We start from the raw sequence: 19382 nt of genomic DNA, 5'->3' as shown, positions 1-19382 counted from the left end.
GGGGCAAAGCGTGGGTGGCGATGCCCCGCAGTCTGGTGTAAGTGCTGGAGCGCCCTTAAGCGGTAGTGGCATTGAGCCAGGCTTCCGCTTCCGCCCGCTGTGCGCGGGTAAACGCTTTGATATGCAATCCAGGGATCAAGGCGCCCTCCAATTCGCTGATTTTGGCGATCCAATTTTGGTCGGTGAGCACGGCCGCCTTATTGAACTTGCGGATGAAGCGCAACATTTCCGGAAGGCGCGCGAGCTCGATTCCGATAGCTCCGAGTGAGGGTAGGTAGTATTCGATAACATCAAACAGCATAGTGCCATTTTCTATGCCATCAGACTGTTCTACCAGCGCATTCAACGCCCGCTTCATCTCCTCGGCGTCCAGTTTTCCGCTGAAAATAATATCCAGGCGATTGTCCGCGACCCTTTTGACATCAAACATATATCCTCCTTAGAACTGCATCCTAAAGTTCGGCTTGTAGCTACACCCAATGAAAGCGCTAACCCTGATTCGCCATGCGAAATCCAGCTGGAGTGATCCTCGGCTGGCAGATTTCGACAGGCCACTCAACAAACGCGGGATACGGGACCTTCAATCCATGGCACGGCGTGTGCGTGACTTCGGGCTAGCGCCGGATCAATTGGTGACCAGCGGCGCTAAACGCGCGCTTGAAACGGCTAAAGCGCTAGCCTGCGAGCTGGCATTAAGGCCGGATCAAGTGCTCGTACAACCTGAGTTCTACACCGCAGGCTTGCAGGAACTATTGTGCCTGCTGCGGCGGCAGAACGATCAATGGCTGCACCTTATGGTAGTTGGGCACAACCCTGGCCTCCAGGATTTGGGTGGCTATCTCACTGGCTGGAAGCTGCCTAAATTTCCCACAGCTGCCGTGGTGCATATGCATCTGCGTATTGACCGCTGGTGTGACCTGGATTTGGCGCATGGTACAGTCGAACTTCTCGACTATCCCAAACTGCACCGATAATTTATCCATTGGACAGGCTGTAGGAGCGCTCCTTACCGGCGCGGAGTATCATAAAGTGCAACAAAATTGGACACCCATCAATTGAAAATTTGATGGAAAGGATCTGCATATTCAGTCCGCTGTTGCCAAGACGGTCTATTTGGCTAGGTGGGCTCAGGCTTCTGTGTGGAGTTGCGCCAAACAGTTTTGTTAAGGTGCAGCAGTCCTTCTCAGAAGCCCGCGACGGCATTTTTCAAGGGAAGGCAAAATTTTAGGAAGCGATCGGCGGGGAGAGACAGCGCACGCAGTCGCGGATTCCTTGAGAACAGTGTTTGCCGAGATGCTCGCAGACGTTGCGCATTGAGTGTGCGGCGCCAACCAAGGACTTGAAGTGGCTTTCAAAGTTTCGGTTCAGGTAGAGCCTGTGCCGCGGGTCGATCTGCAGCCGGTCGAGAATCGGCGGCAGTTGCTCGTCGATCGCGCCGCGCTTGTCTTCACGAAGGCAACGGTCACTCCAGCCCACTAGTTCGAGATAGTCCTGTATCTGAAACGGCAGTTCCGTTGGTATGGATTGTCGGGGTTTGCCAGAGAAGAGCAAGCGCCGCTGTGGCTGTTTGCCATCCTGAGCGGTAGGAATACGCCGTTGGGAGATCAGGGGTTTTCGCGGGCTTTCCATTCGCACTATTTACCTGGATGTATAGATAAGCAGTATTTTCGGTGAGGTAGAGAATGTTGATGAACTGCTTTCTTCGGTCTCAAGTAGATGCTGGCAATGGTCGATTCGCCCGGATGGTTCAGGGGGGGCATACGAAGATATACTCAATGTTCTACTAAATAGTGATAGAGCGCTAATCGCCTGTTGAGCGCCTTTTAGATTCTCCGCTTCCTCTGGCATTTCACTGAAAGGTATGCCATTCATGACTGTTTCTCGGGTCTGCAGTTTTTCAGGACGATTACAAGTAGGGCGCATTGGAGTGGGTAGTAACAACCACAGCTTTTAGGCAGTCTCAGAAGTTACGGTTCAGATGCACTGGTATCGCGCATCGCTTTTTTCCCAATATAGAGTCAGAGGCGTTTTTTCGTAGATAGTAGCGCGTCTATATTCACGAAACACTCACGCTGTAATCTATATCGGTATTGATGACGTCGAAAGCTTCTTGTGAAGTCTATTCATCGACTACAGTGCTTTACGAGTATCTCCAGGAGTTAACAGAAGTCGCATAAACAAACAGAACGTTTCTGAATAAACAGTTGCAGTAATATTTTGTCGCTTGAGACTTTTATTTGGCGGAATTCGTTTTCTCATCTTTCGATAGTTTTTCTTGAAAGCCAATAGCAAGGACTCATTCCGGTCGATTCCCGTTGGTACTCTAGCTGGCGTTTTATTTCTGTTGTCAGGTTTGGGAACTATTGAGACTATGATGGAGCATCTTGCACAAATCCTGTTGCTTCTGTCCTTGGCGATTGCCGTCGTAGTCATTTTTCAGCGTTTACATATTCCCACCAGCTTGGGGTATCTATTAGTAGGTATTATTCTCGGCCCGTACACACTAGGGCCGACACTTTCCGTTCCTGAGTTCGATTCAATCGCCGAGTTTGGTGTTGTCTTTCTGCTTTTTACTATTGGGCTTAATTTCTCCCTACCGCAGATACACGCATTGCGACATCAGGTTCTCGGTCTGGGAACAGGGCAGGTCGTACTTACAACACTGATTATTGCACTTGTTTTATGGCTTGGTGGATTTCCCGGTTCTGCTGCGTTTGTATTCGGTGCAGTGTTTGCTCAATCTTCGACCACGATCATTGCCAGCCTTTTGAAAGAGCAAGCTGAGGAAAATACCCGGCACGGGCGCTTGGGTCTCGCTATGTCTGTTTTTCAAGACGTCACGGCGGTTCCGTTTCTGGTGATTATTCCGGTTTTGGCTTCAACTGTAGATATCGGTTTGTTAGCTGGTGCTTTGGGATGGGCGCTCGCAAAAGCCATACTGGCACTCGTTTTAGTGATTCTGGCGGGAAGATTGCTGCTTCGTCCATTATTTCATCTTGTTGCTGAACGAGGTTCACTTGAGATATTCACTCTGGCGGTGCTCATGGTGGCATTGCTCGCAGCATGGACAACAAACCACTTGGGCCTTTCTTTGGCATTTGGGGGATTTCTGGCTGGTATGATGTTGGGGGAAACAGAGTTCCGCCATCAGGTGGAATCAAGTGTGCGCCCGTTTCGTGATGTGTTGCTCGGTATGTTTTTTGTGGGGATTGGTATGCGTTTTGACCCGGCGGCAATACCCCCAATATGGCTTTGGGTTGTGCTAGGGGCATTGCTCATATTAGTAAGCAAGATACTGATCGTTGCTGCTCTGTTACACCGGACTCGGGTTGATCCCTATGTTGGTTTGCGCACAGGCCTACTGTTGAGTGTGGGTGGTGAGTTCGGTCTTGCGCTCACAGCCATTGCGCAGGACTCCGGCGTCATCGATATGCGACTGGGGCAAATTGCCATCACTTCGGTATTGCTCGCGATGATTGCGGGCGCAATACTCATTCGCTTTAATAAAAATATCGCATCATGGTTGATAAGAAAGCCAGAAGCCAAGCAGCTTCCAAGTACTGAGCTACCGGATGTACCGGAAAAACAGGTGGTAATCGGCGGATATGGGCGGGTAGGGCACACAATCGCTGTCTTATTGCATGAAACAGGTATTCCGTTTGTGGCCTTTGACTGTGATCCGAAGCGAGTGGCTCAAGGGAGGTCTGACGGTTACGCGGTGTCTTTTGGTGATATTTCAGACCCCGAATTACTATCAGCAATCCATGTGGAGCGGGCTTCACTGGTTGTGATTACTGTCGATTGCCCAGGCACGGCTTTGCGCACTCTATCTTATTTGAGAGCCAGCTGTCCGCAGGTCCCGGTGATTGCGAGGGCGCGAGATCTGGAGTCCAGTACAAGATTACTGGAGGCCGGAGCGGCTCACGCTTATCCAGAAACAATTGAAGCCAGCCTTCGACTCGGCGCGGCAGCTTTGGAAATGTTGCAAGTTTCTTCTTCAAGTATCGATGATGTTATCCAGGGGGTGAGGGATTGGGGCTATAAGCCGGTGCAGGAAGAAGAGGGCGAAGAAAAGAAATAAGCAACTGTATTGCTATCTATCCTTTGGGGTGTATTTCTTGGAAATTGCACAAAGTCGGAGGTTAGAAAAAAACGGGTACATCCCTGTATCCGCCAGTTTCGAAATATTCATTCCATCACTTGAGCTTCCTCATATGGCCCCGATGTGTCTTTATCATTGGGGCGTGAATTAGTCGGAGGCTCTTTAAGCTTCTTTGCCGATAATGCACAGGGAAAGTGGAAAAATTTTACAGGACTGGCACCAGGGCTCCATAACCTCACGTGTACTTCATCCTGTACTGTATTTGTATGGGGCTTATTGCTTGCTCTGCCTCATTTCGTACTGTTCTTTTGCCAGCAAGTTGTAGCGTTCGAGCAAGCTGAGCTCCGAAACCTCTTCCGATAACTGGATTAAGTCGATCTTGAGGTTTCCCTCACTGTCAAACTGGCTGGCGAAGGTGCCCATATCCGGCATTTGCACCTTCCACCCTGTCAGCCTTCCGATCACATAGTTCCCAAACTGGAAGGCTTCGTATTCATTTAACAGTGTCAGAAAGTCACTGAAGGAGAACCCCTTCAGTGACTTCTGTGCCTTAAAGGCATTGGCGTAGCCTGAGGTGATCGGGTCATCCACCTCAGGTCCGGTGGAGAAGGCTCTCTGGAATTGGTAGGAGTGGCGTGTTTCGTGGATCAGGAATGCCAGAGAGTCGAACTTGTCCCTTTCGGCCAGTTTGTCTGGATTCAGATAGACGGTTCCTGTTGAAGGGGCTTCCGGATCAAAATCAAAGTATACGGTTCGGTCAGGGTAGCTATGGTTGTCGATCAGCAGTGTCGGCGGCTCTATGCCCATTACTGCGGCTTCCAGTTTGAAGAGGCGCTTAAGGTGGGGGATTTGTTCTTCAATCGTGAGGTTGGGCCATTGCGAAATGGCTTGTTCGAGCTGCTGGTCCTTGCGTATGGCGGAGACCAGTGCATCACCCTGTTGCTGTGTTTGCCTGAACGCAGGTTGGAGAAAGCTCTGTGCCTCTGGCTGCAGTGCGAAGGCGCGGGGCATCTGTCTCTGTAGCTGCGGGTTGGCGTAGAAGTTGGATGCGGCCACTGCAGCCGAGCTACAGAGGATCAGGATCAGGGGGATGATACGCATGGCTACTCCTGAGTTGCTGATAGGGTACGCGCACATAATGAATCTACAGGTTAGGAATTAAAGGCGGGTGCATTGGGTGGCTCCCGCAGTCTGGGCGCTGCGTATTTTTATCGTCTGAGAGCGAATTAATCAAAGGTTATCTAGATATCGTGAGGTAGGATGAGTTGGTTTTGAGGTGTGGCCTCAGTAGCTGTGGTTAACCGTAGGTGTTTATGGGTTTCCCTAGGCTCAAGGTGCAATAAATGTAAAGGGGACGGCGGGTTTCAGCTTCCCACTAATCTCTCCGCCCGCATCGTTCGGGGCGTTGAGGTTGAGGGTCAATACCTTTCCGCTTTGACTGAGGTCGAGCTTGTCGAGGTCCACCCAGAGGACGACCGGATTGATCACGGAATCGAAGTAGTAGCGTTTAGACTCATGGTCGGTGACCGAGCGCCATAGGGTGGGGGCAATATTGGGCTTGTTCGGATCGCTCATACCCAGGGGCGTGCTGACCCAGCGCATCTGGGAAAAAATGGAGGCAACTGCGTCTCGTTTGTCTTTAAACTTCGGGCTGGTTTTCAGGGCGTAGCTGGCCCGTACATAGCGGTCGGGAGCGGAGATGGTGCCAGGCAGGAAGTGGTCGCCACCAATAAGGTTCCAGTAACTATTGATCGCTAGCTGCTGGTCGTAAACCGGTGAGTTGGTCATTACCTGGTATTGCCGACCGTGGTGGATATTTAACTTGCCGTCGATGAACTCCAAAATTGCCGAATCGCCACTGGGATCTGACAGGGATAGGTGCGCCAGGGCTGGGGCCCCATTCGGCGCTGTGGCTGGAATAACCGTAAGTGGGTCGGAATGCATGGCCTTTACGGCTTCGGCCACGGTGGCGTAGTTGTCGAGCATATACTGCAGCCAGGCGCCAACGGAGATCAGTGGTTTGCCGCGGTTCTTGGCGTTGCCGAAGTCTGATTCCGCCAGATAGAGCATATTACCGGCCAACCCCGCCTCGTTGACACCATCAGACGTTACGCTGTCATAGATACTGATAATCACTGAGCCGTATTTCGAGGTCCACGTAGTGGAGCCCTTGCCGACACCGCCGTTGCGCTGCATTCCGCTGGGGAAAACCCAGAGATCCATCTGCGCTTTCATGTCGCTCCAATCCATATTGCGGCCAGTCAAGTAATTTCCGCTACCTGTCTCATAGAGTACCCGGGTACAGGCATCTGCCTGGATTGGGATAGCGCTGCTCAGTGCAGTGATACCGGCTGCGGCCAGGCAGCTTCTCGCCCGATTTGCCGCCCAGATTTGAAGACGAAGGGTCATTCTGTGAACTCCTTGGACTTGTGAGCGCCGGCCCTATAGTGAAGGTCGTAAAAGGGCTGACGAAATAAGAGTAGCAGTCTGGGTTGGATATACAGGAAGCCGGTTTTACAGGGCTAGAGCTGCCAAAGGGTACGGTCGGGAGCGCCACTATTCGGGGGGCTGCAGTTGTGCAGGGAGAATCGGCTTGTTTATGTATGGGATACGCGGGCTCAGTGACGGAATGGATACATGTGGTCGCAGTGGGTAAGGGGCTGGGCGGAGTCTTCCTAGCTGGACCACATTGCCTGAGGCTCTCATCGGACTCCGAAGTATCTTTACCGTCAGTAAGCGAATAAATCAGAGGTTCCCAAGTAAGTGCTCAAGCTTTGAACTCACTTTTGTGCGCTGATAATCATCTTGGTTTGTCCGCAGTTATTTATATTCCGCCAAGTCAAGACTGCACTTTTATTTTTAACTCTTTAGAATGCGCGCCCTTTTAGCCTTTCAGAGTATTCTGAATCGGTGGTCTAATTTTTTTCGTTAAAAAGTTGTTTAAGGTTCTATGATCGTATTTACCCTTGTAAACGAGAGGACAGATGAAGTTTGGGTCGGCACTACGCGGGAAGGTGTGTCGCCGGAAGCCCGGTTCAAGCAATTCCAGGAGGCGCTCGCCCTTGGTATCGACCATCCGTTTTATGAAGAGCTAAAGACATTTGGTCCGGATGCTTTCTCGGTGAATATGTTCGCAGCGGCTGAAGACCCGGCGGAACTGAAGATGTACCTGGAAGAGGCGCTCGAGACCTATGGCGGTAAAAGTCTTGCTGGTATCAAAACCGTCCGGCCCGGTACAACCAACGCATCCCTGACTCCCAAGCCAAAGTCCAGATCTGCATCCACAGCTGCCAGGAAGTCCGCGACACAGGGGAAATCGCGTGCTGGCACAAAGCCAGTCAAGGAGAAGCTGTCGAGCGGTCGCACTGGCAGCGCCGCTAAAGAGCGCAGGATCAAGGAGGCCATAGAGGCAGAAAAGGCAGCCATCGCAGCCGCCAAAGCCAAACAGGCGGCGGAAGAGGCTGCTGAGATGAGGGCGATTATGGCGCGCCTGGATGCCCGTGGGTCGACCCTCAGAAAGCGCTGATACAAAAATTGGCGCTCATTTTCCACGCGCGATGATTTCGGTGTTACTGTCGTCGCCAGGGCCCGCGCCGCTTGGTTTTGTCGGCGATCGGTGAATGCATGAATTGGCTCATCTCGCCATGAGTGGGGCAGAGGTATATTTCACTTTATTTCCAGATGTTTTGCCCACCGTACAAAAAAGCCCCGCTCGTCAGAGCGGGGCTTTTTAACGTGGTTCAGGTTATCGCTTAAGCAGAGACTTCCTGAATTTCAGTGGCGGCGATGCGCTTGCCTTCTTCGGCAGATTTTTGGAATTCCGCAATCTGGTCGAAGTTCATGTAGCGATAGATCTCGCCCGCCATGGAGTTGATGTTTTTCGCATACTCCATGTATTCCTCTGGAGTGGGCAGTTTGCCGAGGATAGCGCCCACAGCTGCGAGTTCTGCCGAGGTCAGATAGACGTTGGCACCATCGCCCAGGCGGTTGGGAAAGTTGCGGGTGGAGGTGGACAGCACGGTGCTGTTGGGGGCCACGCGAGCCTGGTTACCCATACACAGGGAGCATCCAGGCATTTCGGTGCGGGCACCGGATGCGCCGTAGATGTTGTAGTAGCCTTCCTCCATCAGCTGGTGTTCGTCCATCTTGGTGGGCGGTGCTATCCACATGCGGGTGGAGATGCCGCCTTTGTGCTGGTCGAGCAGTTTGCCCGCAGCGCGGAAGTGGCCGATGTTGGTCATACAGGAGCCGATAAACACTTCGTCGACCTTGTCGCCGGCCACTTCGGAGAGCAGGCGGGCGTCGTCCGGGTCGTTGGGCGCGCACACGATCGGCTCTTTGATCTCGGCCAGGTCGATTTCGATCACTTCTGTGTATTCAGCGTCGGCGTCCGCTTCCAGCAGCTCCGGGTTTTCCAACCAGGCTTCCATGGCGCGGGCGCGGCGCTCCAGGGTGCGTTTGGAGCCGTAGCCTTCGGCAATCATCCAGCGCAGCAGGGTGATGTTGGAGCGCAGGTACTCGGCAATGGTCTCCTCGGAGAGCTTGATGGTACAACCGGCACAGGAGCGCTCGGCAGAAGCATCGGACAGTTCGAATGCCTGTTCAACGGTCAGGTTCTCCAGGCCTTCAATCTCGAGGATGCGGCCGGAGAAGATGTTTTTCTTGCCTTTCTTCTCTACGGTCAGCAGGCCTTGCTTAATCGCGTAGTAGGGAATGGCGTGTACCAGGTCGCGCAAGGTAATGCCCGGTTGCATTTCGCCCTTGAAGCGTACCAGTACGGATTCCGGCATATCCAGCGGCATAACGCCAGTGGCGGCAGCGAAGGCTACCAGGCCTGAGCCGGCTGGGAAGGAGATGCCCATCGGGAAGCGGGTGTGAGAGTCGCCGCCAGTACCGACAGTATCGGGCAGCAGCATGCGGTTCAGCCAGCTGTGAATAATGCCGTCACCGGGGCGCAGGGAAACGCCGCCACGGTTCATGATGAAGTCCGGCAGAGTGTGCTGGGTGTCGATATCCACCGGCTTCGGGTAGGCGGCGGTGTGGCAGAAGGACTGCATTACCAGGTCTGCAGAGAAGCCCAGACAGGCGAGATCCTTCAGTTCATCGCGGGTCATGGGGCCAGTGGTGTCCTGGGAGCCCACGGTGGTCATCTTGGGTTCGCAGTAGGTGCCGGGGCGAATGCCTTCGACGCCGCAGGCCCGGCCAACCATTTTCTGTGCCAGGGTGTAGCCCTTGCCGGTGTCTTGGGGCTGCTCAGGCTTGCGGAAGAGGGTGGAGGGCGGCAATCCCAGAGATTCGCGGGCTTTGCCGGTCAGGCCGCGGCCGATAATCAGGTTGATGCGCCCGCCGGCTTGGACTTCGTCCAGCAGTACTTCGGACTTCAGTTTGAATTCGGACAGTACCTTGCCGTCTTCGCTGAGGATCTTGCCGTCATAGGGGCGGATCTCAATGATATCGCCCATGTTCAGCTCGTCCACCGGCGCTTCGAATACCAGTGCGCCAGCGTCTTCCATGGTGTTGTAGAAGATAGGGGCAACCTTGCCGCCGATGCAGATGCCGCCGGACTTTTTGTTCGGTACGCCGGGCATTTCGTCACCGAAGTACCAGAGTACGGAGTTGGTTGCGGATTTGCGGGAAGAACCGGTGCCGACCACGTCGCCCACAAAGGCAACCGGTAAGCCCTTGGCTTTTACTTCCTCGATTTGCTTCAGTGGACCTTTGACCCCGGGTTCTTCCGGCTCCAGCCCTTCGCGCGGCATTTTGTACATGGCCAGGGCGTGCAGGGGGATGTCTGGGCGGGACCAGGCATCGGGAGCTGGGGACAGGTCGTCGGTGTTGGTTTCGCCGGTTACTTTGAACACGGCGACTTTGATGCTTTCCGGTACTTTGGGGCGCTTGGTAAACCACTCGCCATCCGCCCAGGACTGCAATACAGCCTTGGCGTTTTCATTGCCGGCCTTGGCCTTCTCTTCCACGTCGTGGAAGGCATCGAACATCAGCAGGGTGCCTTTCAGTTGCTCAGCGGCCAGGGCGCCCAGGTCGGCGTCTTCCAGCATTTCCACGAGGGTGGCGATATTGTAGCCGCCCAGCATTTGGCCGAGCAGTTTCACGGCGTGTTCACGATCGATCAGCGGGGAAGATGCTTCGCCCTTGACGATGGCGGATAGAAAGCCGGCCTTGACGTAGGCGGCTTCATCCACACCAGGCGGCACCCGGTGGGTGATTAATTCAACCAGTTCCTCTTCCTCACCGGCGGGAGGGTTTTTCAGCAGTTCCACCAGGCCGGCTACTTGCTCGGCATCCAGCGGTTTCGGGGGTATGCCCTGTTCGGCGCGTTCGGCTACGTGTTTGCGATAGGCTTCAAGCACGGATAAGTCCCTCTTGGTGTGTGGGGTGGCACCAACAGCGGATGGAATTCCCGATCGTTTTTTTCTGTGCCGGGATTTCTTTGCATTCGTGCCGCTGGAGGCGGGTGGCGAATTCTACAGCAAAGCCCTATAGCTGTTAAGTTTATTGAAAAATCAATAACTTGCGCGAATTGTGGCTATTTGTTTGATGAATTTTGGTTGCTGCGTGTGCAGCGACCTTTTCTTCCGCATCCAAACAAAATAGTCTAGCGGCCAAATTTTTTGACCGGTTTACACCGGGCAGGCGGATTTGGTTGATTGATGTACAAAAAGGTCCGAACGCCCTGCATAGGGGTCTGTTCCACTGGTATTGGCGACGATGTGTGCCGGGGTTGTAAGCGCTTTTCCCACGAGGTGATCCACTGGAATGCATACTCGGAGGAGCAGCGGCGCATTATTGCCGAGCGTCGAGAGGGTTATTTAGCCAATGCGGTGCGTAGTCAGCTGGAAATTGTAGACCGGGATCTGCTTCTGGCGCAGTTACGCCACCAACAGATCCGCTTTGATGAGGACCAGAACCCCTACTGTTGGGTTTTCGAACTATTGCGGGCTGGTGCCAGCCAGATAGATGATCCCGCTCAGTATGGTCTCAGGCGCACTCCCCAGGCGCGCGGAATCTCTCTCGTTGCTCTGCGCAAGCGCATTGATGAGGACTTCTATGCCTTATCGGTTGCCTACTACCAGCGCTATGTGGTGCCGGGGCTACAGAATGCCGGCGAAGGGTCCTCTGATTGATGCGCTTCAGGAGCTCTGCCCATCTCCTGCGGTCCTTGTCTTGCGCTTTGGCTCCGGGCGCTAACTGTGAAGTGGCCGAAATGTGTTGTTAACCGTGTATTCCTGGACCTTGCGCCGGGGCACGCGCCCTCTATCACGTGGAGTCCGATTGTCGCAGGAAGACGCGTAGAGCGGGCAGCAGTGGCTCAGTGGGAAGCGCCAGATCGCGCCGTTGCCGCCGCCGGCCAGGGCCGGGCTGGTGGTCTACGCGGGTGAAGTCAGGCAGTTGTCCCCGTTCGTCGGCCGGAACAAGCACGGGCATGGCTGAGTAGCCAACCTGGCGGTAAGTTTCTCCCTGGTCGTCGCGGAATATCTCAGCCACCTGCAGGTTGGGGCGGCTTTGCACCTGAACCTGGCGCAAATCATCGTGGCGGTTATTGGGCAACTCGGCCAGCAAATGGCGCTGGTATTGAATACCCGGATCGGCGCCTTGTGGGTCCAGCTGTACCAGTTTTCTCTCACACCACTGAACCGTGACTTTACGAATTGACTTGCGCGCCTTGATCCAAGACAGCGCGATGGCGTCCGGCCGTTTCGGGCACAGCAAAATTTGGCGGTAGCACTGGCGCAAGTGCGCACGGGGATAGCCGGCAGCACTGAGCAGTTCCCGTACACTCAGGTCCCGCTCCGGCGCGGTGCGGTCTTTGAGGGCGGATTTGAAATCGCTGACCGCCTGAGCAAAGGCGGCTTTGTCTGTGTTCAGTTGACGGGCCAGGGCGATAGTGCTCTCTGGAACGGCCAGCAGACCGGGAATCTGCAGGGTGCTGCGGGCGTCCCCCGCTGTATCGCAGTAATTCAGCTGTGCGAAGAGGGCGCCGGTCAGCGCGAAGGGGCGATCAAACGTCATATCCAGTTGTGCCGCTGCATCCCGGGCGAAGGGGGGTTGAAGTAGATAGGACTGCCAGGGCCTGGGGGATTCCTGCAGTTGTTCTAGGCTGCAGCGCAGAGCGGCAGTGCTGGTGTAGAGTTTTTCCAGCAGCGGCGGGATGGCTGCCGCGAGCTTTTGATGATCAGTCATTTCCAATGCGTACAAAAATTTACGCATAATATTATCCACTTAATAAGTCGTTATCAATTTGCGCCGCTGATGCCAACCCCAAGAATCGTGCCACACAACAAGTCGCCAGTGTGCGTGTACTGGGCGAGATGGCGGGGGCCTATCATTGGCCCATGAACCGCTGTGAATTCAAAGAGGGACTGCTGCGGGTGATGGAGCGCAAAGTCCACTGGTCCTGGCCGGCATTCACTGGCGGGCAGGTTGCAAAGGAGTTATTGCATATCCACCTGGAACAGGAATACGGCACTTACGTGCGTGACTATCCCATTCTGGTCGCTCGGGCATATGTGCAATGCCCCGTGCCTGCCGCGCGCCGGGTATTGGCTGAGACCATTTACGAAAGAGAAACTGGCGGTCTGAGCGGTAGTGAATCTCATGCGGCGTTGTTTCTCGAATATCCGCGGGGCCTGGGTATGAATCTGGAGCGCTTCCGGCATATACGTCTTTTGCCCGCAGCGGCGCGCTTTCGGGCGCTCTTGGATGAAGCCTGTTGTGGGCATGGCTGGGAAGTCGCGGCGGCGGTGACAATGATCTTTCTCGAGGGTTCGGAATACGAGCGGGGTGTGCTGGAGCCGAAGGTAGAGCGGCAGCCGCAATTTGCGCCGTCGGAGCACCCTCTAGTCAAGTATTATGGGCTGCCGGTTCAGAACCTAGCGCTCAGCCGGATTCATCGGCAGGAAGTGGGACGCCATCGCAAGGCCGCTTGGCACCTGATGCTGAACTGTGCGAGTGAAGCCGCGCGCCCGCAGGTGCTGCAATGGATGGGGCAGGTGTTGCACGCCTGGTACAGCTACCGCGACGAGGTGGCTGAGCATTGTGGGTTGGTGCGGGCTGTGCAGGCGCGGCACTGAAAATCCCGCTTTGGACGGATATAATGCGCCTCTTTTTTTGTTGTTGCGTTTCAAAGCCTATGAGCGATCCGATACCCGATCTGTCCGCTATTCGCGATTTCCTGCTGTGCCCGACGCCAGACGCCTGGGTGCAGGCGGCCCTCGCAGAGCCTGAGCTGATGCTGGTGGACCACGCCAATTGTGAGAAGAAGGCGGCAGGTACGGCGTTAAATCTGATGTTCCGCTATCTAAATGACTTCGAATTGTTGAACAAGATGTCGCGCCTGGCGCGAGAGGAGCTGCGCCATTTCGAACAGGTGTTGGCGATTATGGAAAAGCGGGGCATTGACTATCCGCATATCAGTGCATCGCGCTATGCGGCCGCGTTGCGCGCCGAAGTGCGCACCCGGGAGCCGGACCGCCTAGTGGATACGTTGATTTGTGGGGCGATTATTGAGGCGCGCTCTTGCGAGCGGTTTGCGCGAGTTGCTCCCTATCTGGACGAGGAACTACAAAAATTCTATGTGTCACTGCTCAAGTCCGAGGCGCGTCATTTCCGTGATTATCTGTCTCTGGCGCGCAAGGCGGCCGGGCGGGATATCTATTCGCGTGTGCAACAGTTGCTGGAAGTGGAGCAGGCATTGGTTGAGGGTGAGGATGGCGAATTCCGTTTTCACAGCGGCGTACCCGCAGCCCGGCCAACCGCTGAATCAGTCACATAAGCGTTGTAGCTGATAGCGGGGCACTCAGCCAACAGGGCGCGAATTCATCAGAAGAGCCCAAACTAGTCGCGGTCGAGTATTTGAAGGAGATCCACGAACTCCTGCAGGTCGCGCGCACTACTGTACTCGACGGAGTACTTGTTGTGAAAAAATATCGTTAATGCCACTTTGGCGGATTTGATGAATACGGTGTAGCCATCAAAATCCGCGCTCGTGGTCAGCCCCCGGTAGCGCCATTGGTCGCCTTCTTTTTGCCCCTCCCTGGTGATTCGGTTGAACACCCGCAGCGCCTGCTTGACGTCGATCTTGTGCTCTTGTTCCACGATTGCGCTCTTTTTTCAAGGTTAAACCACACTATAGTGTCTCAAGTTAGGGGCTTTGTTCACATTGGAGACCGTTATGGGTGAGAGACTTCCCGAGGCGTCCCTGAAGCAGTTATTCACCGAGGCGCGAACTCACAGTCACTGGCTCGACAAGCCGGTGAGCGATAAGACACTGAAACAGCTTTACGATCTGATGAAAATGGGTCCCACCAGTGCCAACTGCTGCCCCATACGCATAGTGTTCGTTAAAACAAAGGAAGGCAAGGAGCGATTGAAGCCGGCGCTGAACGAGGGAAATGTACAAAAAACCATGGCGGCGCCGGTTACTGCGATCATCGCTTATGATCTGAAATTCTACGAATATCTGCCTAGGCTGTTTCCACATGCGCCGGCGCGGAACTGGTTTGTGAATAATCCAGAGTTGGCAGTCACCACGGCTTTCCGCAATGGCTCACTGCAGGGCGGATACTTTATTCTCGCTGCCCGTTCTCTCGGGCTGGATTGCGGTCCCATGTCGGGTTTCGACAACGCTATGGTGGATCGGGAATTTTTTAGTGAGAAGGCGTTTGGGCGGGATTTCCAGCAGGAGTGCTGCTCAGAGGGTTACATTAAGTCGAACTTCCTGTGCAATCTGGGTTATGGAGATCACAGCATACTACACCCGAGAAGCCGCCGGTTTGAATTTGACGAGGTTTGTAAAATCTTGTGACGGGCGCGCGGCAGTCGATATCTACAGTTCCAGTCGTTCAGTAGCGGTGACGATGGGGTAGGGTGTCAGTTCCGCCAGGATCTCCTCCAGGTCGAGCAGTTGCCAACAGGCGCTGGCACCGATGAATTCAGAACCTTTGTGCAACAGTTTGCGGGCCATGACGGCCGCCGGAGCGGCGGCCATCCACGGGCCCTGGCCGTTCAATCCGAGCATTTGCCACTGAATGCCCGCCGGGGCGTCGCGGGTATCTTTGCCTTCGGCGCGGATCAATATGCCGCTGTGTCCGTTAGTGCGGGCTCTGTAACGGGCCAGATTGAGGCTGAGGCTCCTGCCGGGGGTGGGGAAATTCATTTGCATTAAATGCGCACAGAGGGTCGATCCGATTTGAGTGATACGTGATTCGACGCCAGTGGCGAACCGCACGCTGCGCAGCGCGGGTATCCATTGGACACAGAGTTCCAGGTCCGGCACATCGGCATCGAATAGCCAGCGTTTCCCAACCGGGTGCGCGAGACTGATCCTGCGCAGGCGGTTGCCGGTAAAGGTTTCCCGCCACAGGCCGTCCTGCAACTGTGGGAATGGCTCGCCGATAGGCGCTGCCGGAGCCAATTCGTTGTCATTTGCCGGTGCCACCGCGATGTTCACAGTGTGAATGAGCGGCAGTTCCCGCCGGATTTCCTTTAGGACTGCGGAACTGAGTGCCGGGCAGAGGCCTGCGCCCGAAATCATGGGAATGTCAGCGGCGTTGGCCTCTGCAGACAGGCGGCGAAAGTCGCAAACAAAACGACGGGCATTGGCGATATCGAGATAGGGGGTTCGGGATTCGATACAGGCGCGCGCCACCTGGTAGTCCGGCTCGCTGCAAAAGGGGCCGGCGCAGTGAATCAGCAGGTCCGGACTCAGCGCTTTGAGTTGCGCGGGCAGGTCCGTGGCGTCCCAATCCAGATGCAGACTCTCAGCTGGGCCCGGCAGCTTGGAGGCGCAGAATTCCGCCCGGAGTTTGTCTCGCCCGGCAATGGTCAACTGTAGGTTTGGATCGGCGCTGAGCAGCCTGGCTATGTGTGTGCCGAGGACGCTGTAGCCACCGAGAATCAGTACGCGCTTCCTGTTGTTATTCTTGACCATCCCGGTAATGCGGACCTTCTCTTGCGTCTTCTATTGTCCCTTCTCCACCGAAGAAGGGTAACCTTGTCGGATTGCTCGATCATCCTATGGGCCAGTGCATCAATTCAAGGTGATGTTCGCTCACCTTGACGCACCAGCCGTGCTCACCCCAATCACCCAGTACGATACGTTCGCCCGGTTCGCCTTTGACGGACAGCGGGTGGCGGGCAGGTCTGTGGGTGTGGCCGTGAATCAACAACTGTACTCCATGTTCGCGCATCACTCTCTCGACTTCGTCCTCGGTGACGTCCATGATGTCTTCTGCCTTGCGACTGTTCATGGTTTTGGAGACGGCGCGGATCTGCGCGGCGATGGCGCGGCGTTCTTCAAGGGGCTTGGCCAGCAGGTTCTTTTGCCAGTTCGGATCTCTGGCCTGCTGCCGGAACGCTTGGTATTCGATATCGCGGGTGCACAGGGTGTCACCGTGCATTAACAGTACTTTTTGGCCATTGAATGTGACACAGCTGGGGTCGGGCAGAAGGGTGGCACCGGCCCGCTGGGCAAAATCATGACCCAGCAAGAAATCCCGGTTTCCGTGCATCAGGTAGACTTCCACTCCTGTACTACTGTATTCGCGTAGCGCCTGTGCCACTTGGTTGGCCAATGGGGCGTCGTCGTCATCGCCGATCCAGACTTCGAAAAAATCTCCCAGAATGTACAGCGCTTTTGCACCGGCGGCGCGGTTGCGCAGGAAATCGAAGAAGGCGGCGGTGATTTGCGGACGGGTTTCGTCCAGATGCAGATCGGAAATCAGGTAAGTGGTCACAGCGAGTGCCTCTTGGACGCCGGCATAGCAGTCTGGTGCTTTGGTAGGTGCGGTCCCCGGCTGCGGTGCCTTTGATCTATGGGGTGAATCGCAGCCTATTGGGGCTTCCGCACAGTGAAGGCCGAGGTCAGTCCTCGGCGATGGTTACACCGGTAATCTCAATGGTTTCCAGCGGTACGTCCTGGTGGAAGCCTCTGCTGCCGGTTTCCACGCTTTTGATTTTATTGACGACATCCATGCCCTCTACCACTTTGCCAAATACACAGTATCCCCAGCCCTGCGGGTCTTTGCTGCGGAAGTTCAGGAAGTCGTTGTCCTGCACATTGATAAAGAACTGAGAGCTGGCGGAGTGAGGGTCCATAGTGCGGGCCATGGCAACGGTGCCTGTGTCGTTCTTGAGGCCGTTGTCCGCTTCGTTCTCGATGGGATCGCGGGTCTCCTTCTGTTGCATGTCCGGTGTCATGCCGCCGCCCTGGATCATAAAGTTGTCGATCACCCGGTGAAAAATGGTGCCGGTATAGAATCCATCGCGGCAATACTGCAGGAAGTTGGCCGCCGTCTTGGGCGCCTTGTCGAAATTCAATTCTATTGCGATGTCGCCGTAAGTCGTGTGCAGGGTGATCATAAAGTGTCCTGTTGGATGAATTTGCGGCGGCATAATACCTTGTCGACCGGGGCAGTAAAATGGCAATGCCATCTCTGTGTAAAAAATGAACTGCTTTGATTCGAGTCCATGACTCAAAACCGGTATTCTGTGTCTCAACTAGGCTATAATCCGCCGTTTCAATTCGCACAGCTGTAGTAGAGAATCCTATGACTTCCGAGAGCAAGCCTGCTCACTTTCTGCAGAACATCATTCGCGAAGACCTGGCTGAGGGCCGGGTGTCTCAAGTGGTCACGCGTTTCCCTCCGGAGCCGAACGGCTACCTGCACATTGGCCACGCCAAGTCCATCTGCCTCAACTTCGGTCTCGCACAGGAATTCGGCGGTAGCTGTAACCTGCGGTTCGATGACACGAATCCGGCCAAGGAAGAGGAAGAGTACGTTGAGGCGATCAAGCGCGACGTATCCTGGCTCGGTTATCAGTGGAACGGTGAGGTCAAATACACGTCGGACTATTTCGACCAGTTGTACGAGTGGGCTCTGCATTTGATTCGGGAAGGCAAGGCCTACGTCTGCCATTTGACTCCTGAAGAGGCGCGTCAGTACCGGGGCACTTTGACTGAGCCGGGTACCAACAGTCCCTACCGGGACCGCTCCGTAGAGGAGAACCTGGCGCTGTTCGAGCAGATGAAAAATGGTGAATTTGCCGAGGGCGAGTGCAGCCTGCGCGCCAAAATCGATATGGCTGCGCCCAATATCAATCTGCGCGACCCGGTCATCTACCGTATCAAAAAGATGGCCCACCACCAGACCGGGGACAAGTGGTGCATCTATCCCAGTTACGACTTTGCCCACGGCCAGTCCGATGCCATCGAGGGGATCAGCCACTCCATCTGCACCCTGGAGTTTGAGGACCACAAACCGCTCTACGATTGGTTCCTGGACAATCTGCCAGTGCCGTCGCACCCGCGCCAATACGAATTCGCGCGTCTGAATTTGAATTACACAGTGGTCTCCAAGCGTAAATTGAAACAGCTGGTGGATGAGGGGTACGTGGATGGGTGGGACGACCCGCGCATGCCCACACTGTCCGGTCAGCGCCGGCGTGGCGTGCCGCCCGCGGCGATACGCAACTTCTGCGAGATGATCGGCGTAACCCGCTCCGATTCCGTGGTGGATGTGGGTATGTTGGAATACTGTATCCGCGACGAGCTGGACAAGACGGCACCCCGTGCCATGTGTGTACTGGAGCCGCTCAAGGTGACACTGCGCAACTACCCGGAGGGCAGAGAGGAGGTGCTCAGTGCCCCTGGACACCCGGTGCGCGATGATCTGCCGGCGCGGGAGCTGCCGTTTACCCGTACCCTCTACATTGAAAAAGAGGATTTCCGCGAAGAAGCCAATAAAAAATACAAACGCCTGGTGTTGGGCAAGAAAGTGCGTCTGCGCAATGCCTATGTGATTCAGGCGGAAGAGGTCGTCAAGAACGAGGCCGGAGAAATTGTCGAGGTAATCTGTTCCGTAGATCTGGACACCCTTGGCAAGGACCCGGCGGACGGCGTCAAGCCCAAGGGCGTGATCCACTGGGTTTCCGCAGATAAGCATGTGGAGTGCGAGGTGCGCTTGTACGATCGCCTGTTCAGTGACCCGAATCCGGACGCCGGTGGAAAGAATTTCCTCGATAGTGTGAATCCGGACAGCCTCAAGGTTCTCGAAGGTTGTAAGGCGGAAATCGGTCTTGCCACCGCAGCCGCTGGTATCAGCTACCAGTTCGAGCGCAACGGGTACTTCTGTCGCGACAGTGAATACGGCAGTGCGGAAAAACCGGTGTTTAACCGCACTATTGGTCTACGGGATTCCTGGGCCAAGGAGCAAAACAAGTAAATGTTTGGCTGAAAAGCCGAACGATCGCAGCCGTGCGCCGC

General features: G+C 55.1%; 18 protein-coding genes. 8 read left to right on the top strand and 10 right to left on the bottom strand.

From position 1 onward, the window contains the following. Positions 1 to 55 precede the first annotated feature (55 nt). Positions 56 to 430: a SpoIIAA family protein gene (locus A3224_RS09005; protein WP_067153580.1), complete on the bottom strand. Its 375-nt coding sequence runs from the start codon at positions 428 to 430 to the stop codon at positions 56 to 58. A gap of 49 nt (positions 431 to 479) precedes the next feature. Here A3224_RS09005 and A3224_RS09000 point away from each other — a divergent pair, with 49 nt between their 5' ends. Then, the gene (locus A3224_RS09000; protein WP_067153578.1) at positions 480 to 974 is read left to right on the top strand and encodes a SixA phosphatase family protein; all 495 of its coding nucleotides are present in this window, start codon (positions 480 to 482) and stop codon (positions 972 to 974) included. Between the two features lie 250 nt (positions 975 to 1224). On the opposite strand, the gene A3224_RS08995 is transcribed toward A3224_RS09000, so the two are convergent. Then, entirely contained in the window at positions 1225 to 1629 is a 405-nt protein-coding gene (locus A3224_RS08995; protein ID WP_067153576.1) for a hypothetical protein, read from the bottom strand. A gap of 742 nt (positions 1630 to 2371) precedes the next feature. Between A3224_RS08995 and A3224_RS08990 the strand changes: the two genes are divergently transcribed. Next, positions 2372 to 4081 (top strand): cation:proton antiporter, encoded by a 1710-nt coding sequence (locus A3224_RS08990; RefSeq protein WP_067157749.1) that lies wholly within the window; start codon positions 2372 to 2374, stop codon positions 4079 to 4081. 294 nt (positions 4082 to 4375) lie between these two features. On the opposite strand, the gene A3224_RS08985 is transcribed toward A3224_RS08990, so the two are convergent. After that, a complete protein-coding gene (locus A3224_RS08985; RefSeq protein ID WP_067153573.1) occupies positions 4376 to 5203 on the bottom strand; it encodes a hypothetical protein in 828 nt (275 codons plus the stop codon). 228 nt (positions 5204 to 5431) lie between these two features. Further along, a complete protein-coding gene (locus tag A3224_RS08980; protein ID WP_082817461.1) occupies positions 5432 to 6511 on the bottom strand; it encodes a linear amide C-N hydrolase in 1080 nt (359 codons plus the stop codon). Positions 6512 to 7052: 541 nt separating this feature from the next. Between A3224_RS08980 and A3224_RS08975 the strand changes: the two genes are divergently transcribed. Continuing rightward, on the top strand, positions 7053 to 7628 hold the full coding sequence (locus A3224_RS08975) for a GIY-YIG nuclease family protein (RefSeq protein WP_067153571.1): 576 nt from the start codon (positions 7053 to 7055) through the stop codon (positions 7626 to 7628). Between the two features lie 226 nt (positions 7629 to 7854). On the opposite strand, the gene acnB is transcribed toward A3224_RS08975, so the two are convergent. Continuing rightward, a complete protein-coding gene (gene acnB, locus A3224_RS08970; RefSeq protein ID WP_067153569.1) occupies positions 7855 to 10470 on the bottom strand; it encodes a bifunctional aconitate hydratase 2/2-methylisocitrate dehydratase in 2616 nt (871 codons plus the stop codon). A gap of 300 nt (positions 10471 to 10770) precedes the next feature. Between acnB and A3224_RS08965 the strand changes: the two genes are divergently transcribed. After that, positions 10771 to 11244 carry a DUF1289 domain-containing protein gene (locus tag A3224_RS08965; RefSeq protein WP_067153568.1) on the top strand — a complete coding sequence of 158 codons (474 nt, stop codon included), beginning with the start codon at positions 10771 to 10773 and terminating at the stop codon, positions 11242 to 11244. A 133-nt stretch (positions 11245 to 11377) separates the two neighbouring features. Here the strand turns inward: A3224_RS08965 and A3224_RS08960 are convergent, their stop codons facing one another. Then, complete coding sequence (locus A3224_RS08960) at positions 11378 to 12328, bottom strand: hypothetical protein (protein ID WP_231902331.1); 951 nt, start codon at positions 12326 to 12328, stop codon at positions 11378 to 11380. Positions 12329 to 12411: 83 nt separating this feature from the next. Between A3224_RS08960 and A3224_RS08955 the strand changes: the two genes are divergently transcribed. Beyond that, positions 12412 to 13191 carry an iron-containing redox enzyme family protein gene (locus A3224_RS08955; protein WP_067153566.1) on the top strand — a complete coding sequence of 260 codons (780 nt, stop codon included), beginning with the start codon at positions 12412 to 12414 and terminating at the stop codon, positions 13189 to 13191. Between the two features lie 59 nt (positions 13192 to 13250). After that, positions 13251 to 13892, top strand: coding sequence for a tRNA-(ms[2]io[6]A)-hydroxylase (gene miaE, locus A3224_RS08950; protein WP_067153564.1), 642 nt, complete (start codon positions 13251 to 13253; stop codon positions 13890 to 13892). Positions 13893 to 13954: 62 nt separating this feature from the next. On the opposite strand, the gene A3224_RS08945 is transcribed toward miaE, so the two are convergent. Then, positions 13955 to 14215 (bottom strand): DUF3081 family protein, encoded by a 261-nt coding sequence (locus A3224_RS08945; RefSeq protein ID WP_067153562.1) that lies wholly within the window; start codon positions 14213 to 14215, stop codon positions 13955 to 13957. A gap of 76 nt (positions 14216 to 14291) precedes the next feature. On the opposite strand from A3224_RS08945, the gene A3224_RS08940 reads away from it, so the two are divergent. Then, positions 14292 to 14924 carry a malonic semialdehyde reductase gene (locus tag A3224_RS08940; RefSeq protein ID WP_067153560.1) on the top strand — a complete coding sequence of 211 codons (633 nt, stop codon included), beginning with the start codon at positions 14292 to 14294 and terminating at the stop codon, positions 14922 to 14924. A 21-nt stretch (positions 14925 to 14945) separates the two neighbouring features. Here A3224_RS08940 and A3224_RS08935 read toward each other — a convergent pair whose 3' ends face one another. The 3 genes from A3224_RS08935 to A3224_RS08925 all read right to left on the bottom strand — a co-directional run bounded on the left by A3224_RS08935 (position 14946) and on the right by A3224_RS08925 (position 17479). Then, on the bottom strand, positions 14946 to 16049 hold the full coding sequence (locus tag A3224_RS08935) for a saccharopine dehydrogenase family protein (RefSeq protein WP_067153558.1): 1104 nt from the start codon (positions 16047 to 16049) through the stop codon (positions 14946 to 14948). Between the two features lie 79 nt (positions 16050 to 16128). Next, positions 16129 to 16854, bottom strand: a complete 726-nt coding sequence (locus A3224_RS08930; RefSeq protein WP_067153557.1) for a UDP-2,3-diacylglucosamine diphosphatase — start codon at positions 16852 to 16854, stop codon at positions 16129 to 16131. Positions 16855 to 16981: 127 nt separating this feature from the next. Continuing rightward, entirely contained in the window at positions 16982 to 17479 is a 498-nt protein-coding gene (locus A3224_RS08925; protein WP_067153555.1) for a peptidylprolyl isomerase, read from the bottom strand. Positions 17480 to 17667: 188 nt separating this feature from the next. Here A3224_RS08925 and A3224_RS08920 point away from each other — a divergent pair, with 188 nt between their 5' ends. After that, on the top strand, positions 17668 to 19341 hold the full coding sequence (locus tag A3224_RS08920) for a glutamine--tRNA ligase/YqeY domain fusion protein (protein WP_067153553.1): 1674 nt from the start codon (positions 17668 to 17670) through the stop codon (positions 19339 to 19341). Positions 19342 to 19382: the final 41 nt, after the last annotated feature.

It is taken from the genome of Microbulbifer thermotolerans (assembly GCF_001617625.1).
GTDB classification, from domain to species: domain Bacteria; phylum Pseudomonadota; class Gammaproteobacteria; order Pseudomonadales; family Cellvibrionaceae; genus Microbulbifer; species Microbulbifer thermotolerans.
This window is presented reverse-complemented; position numbering and strand designations above follow the sequence as displayed.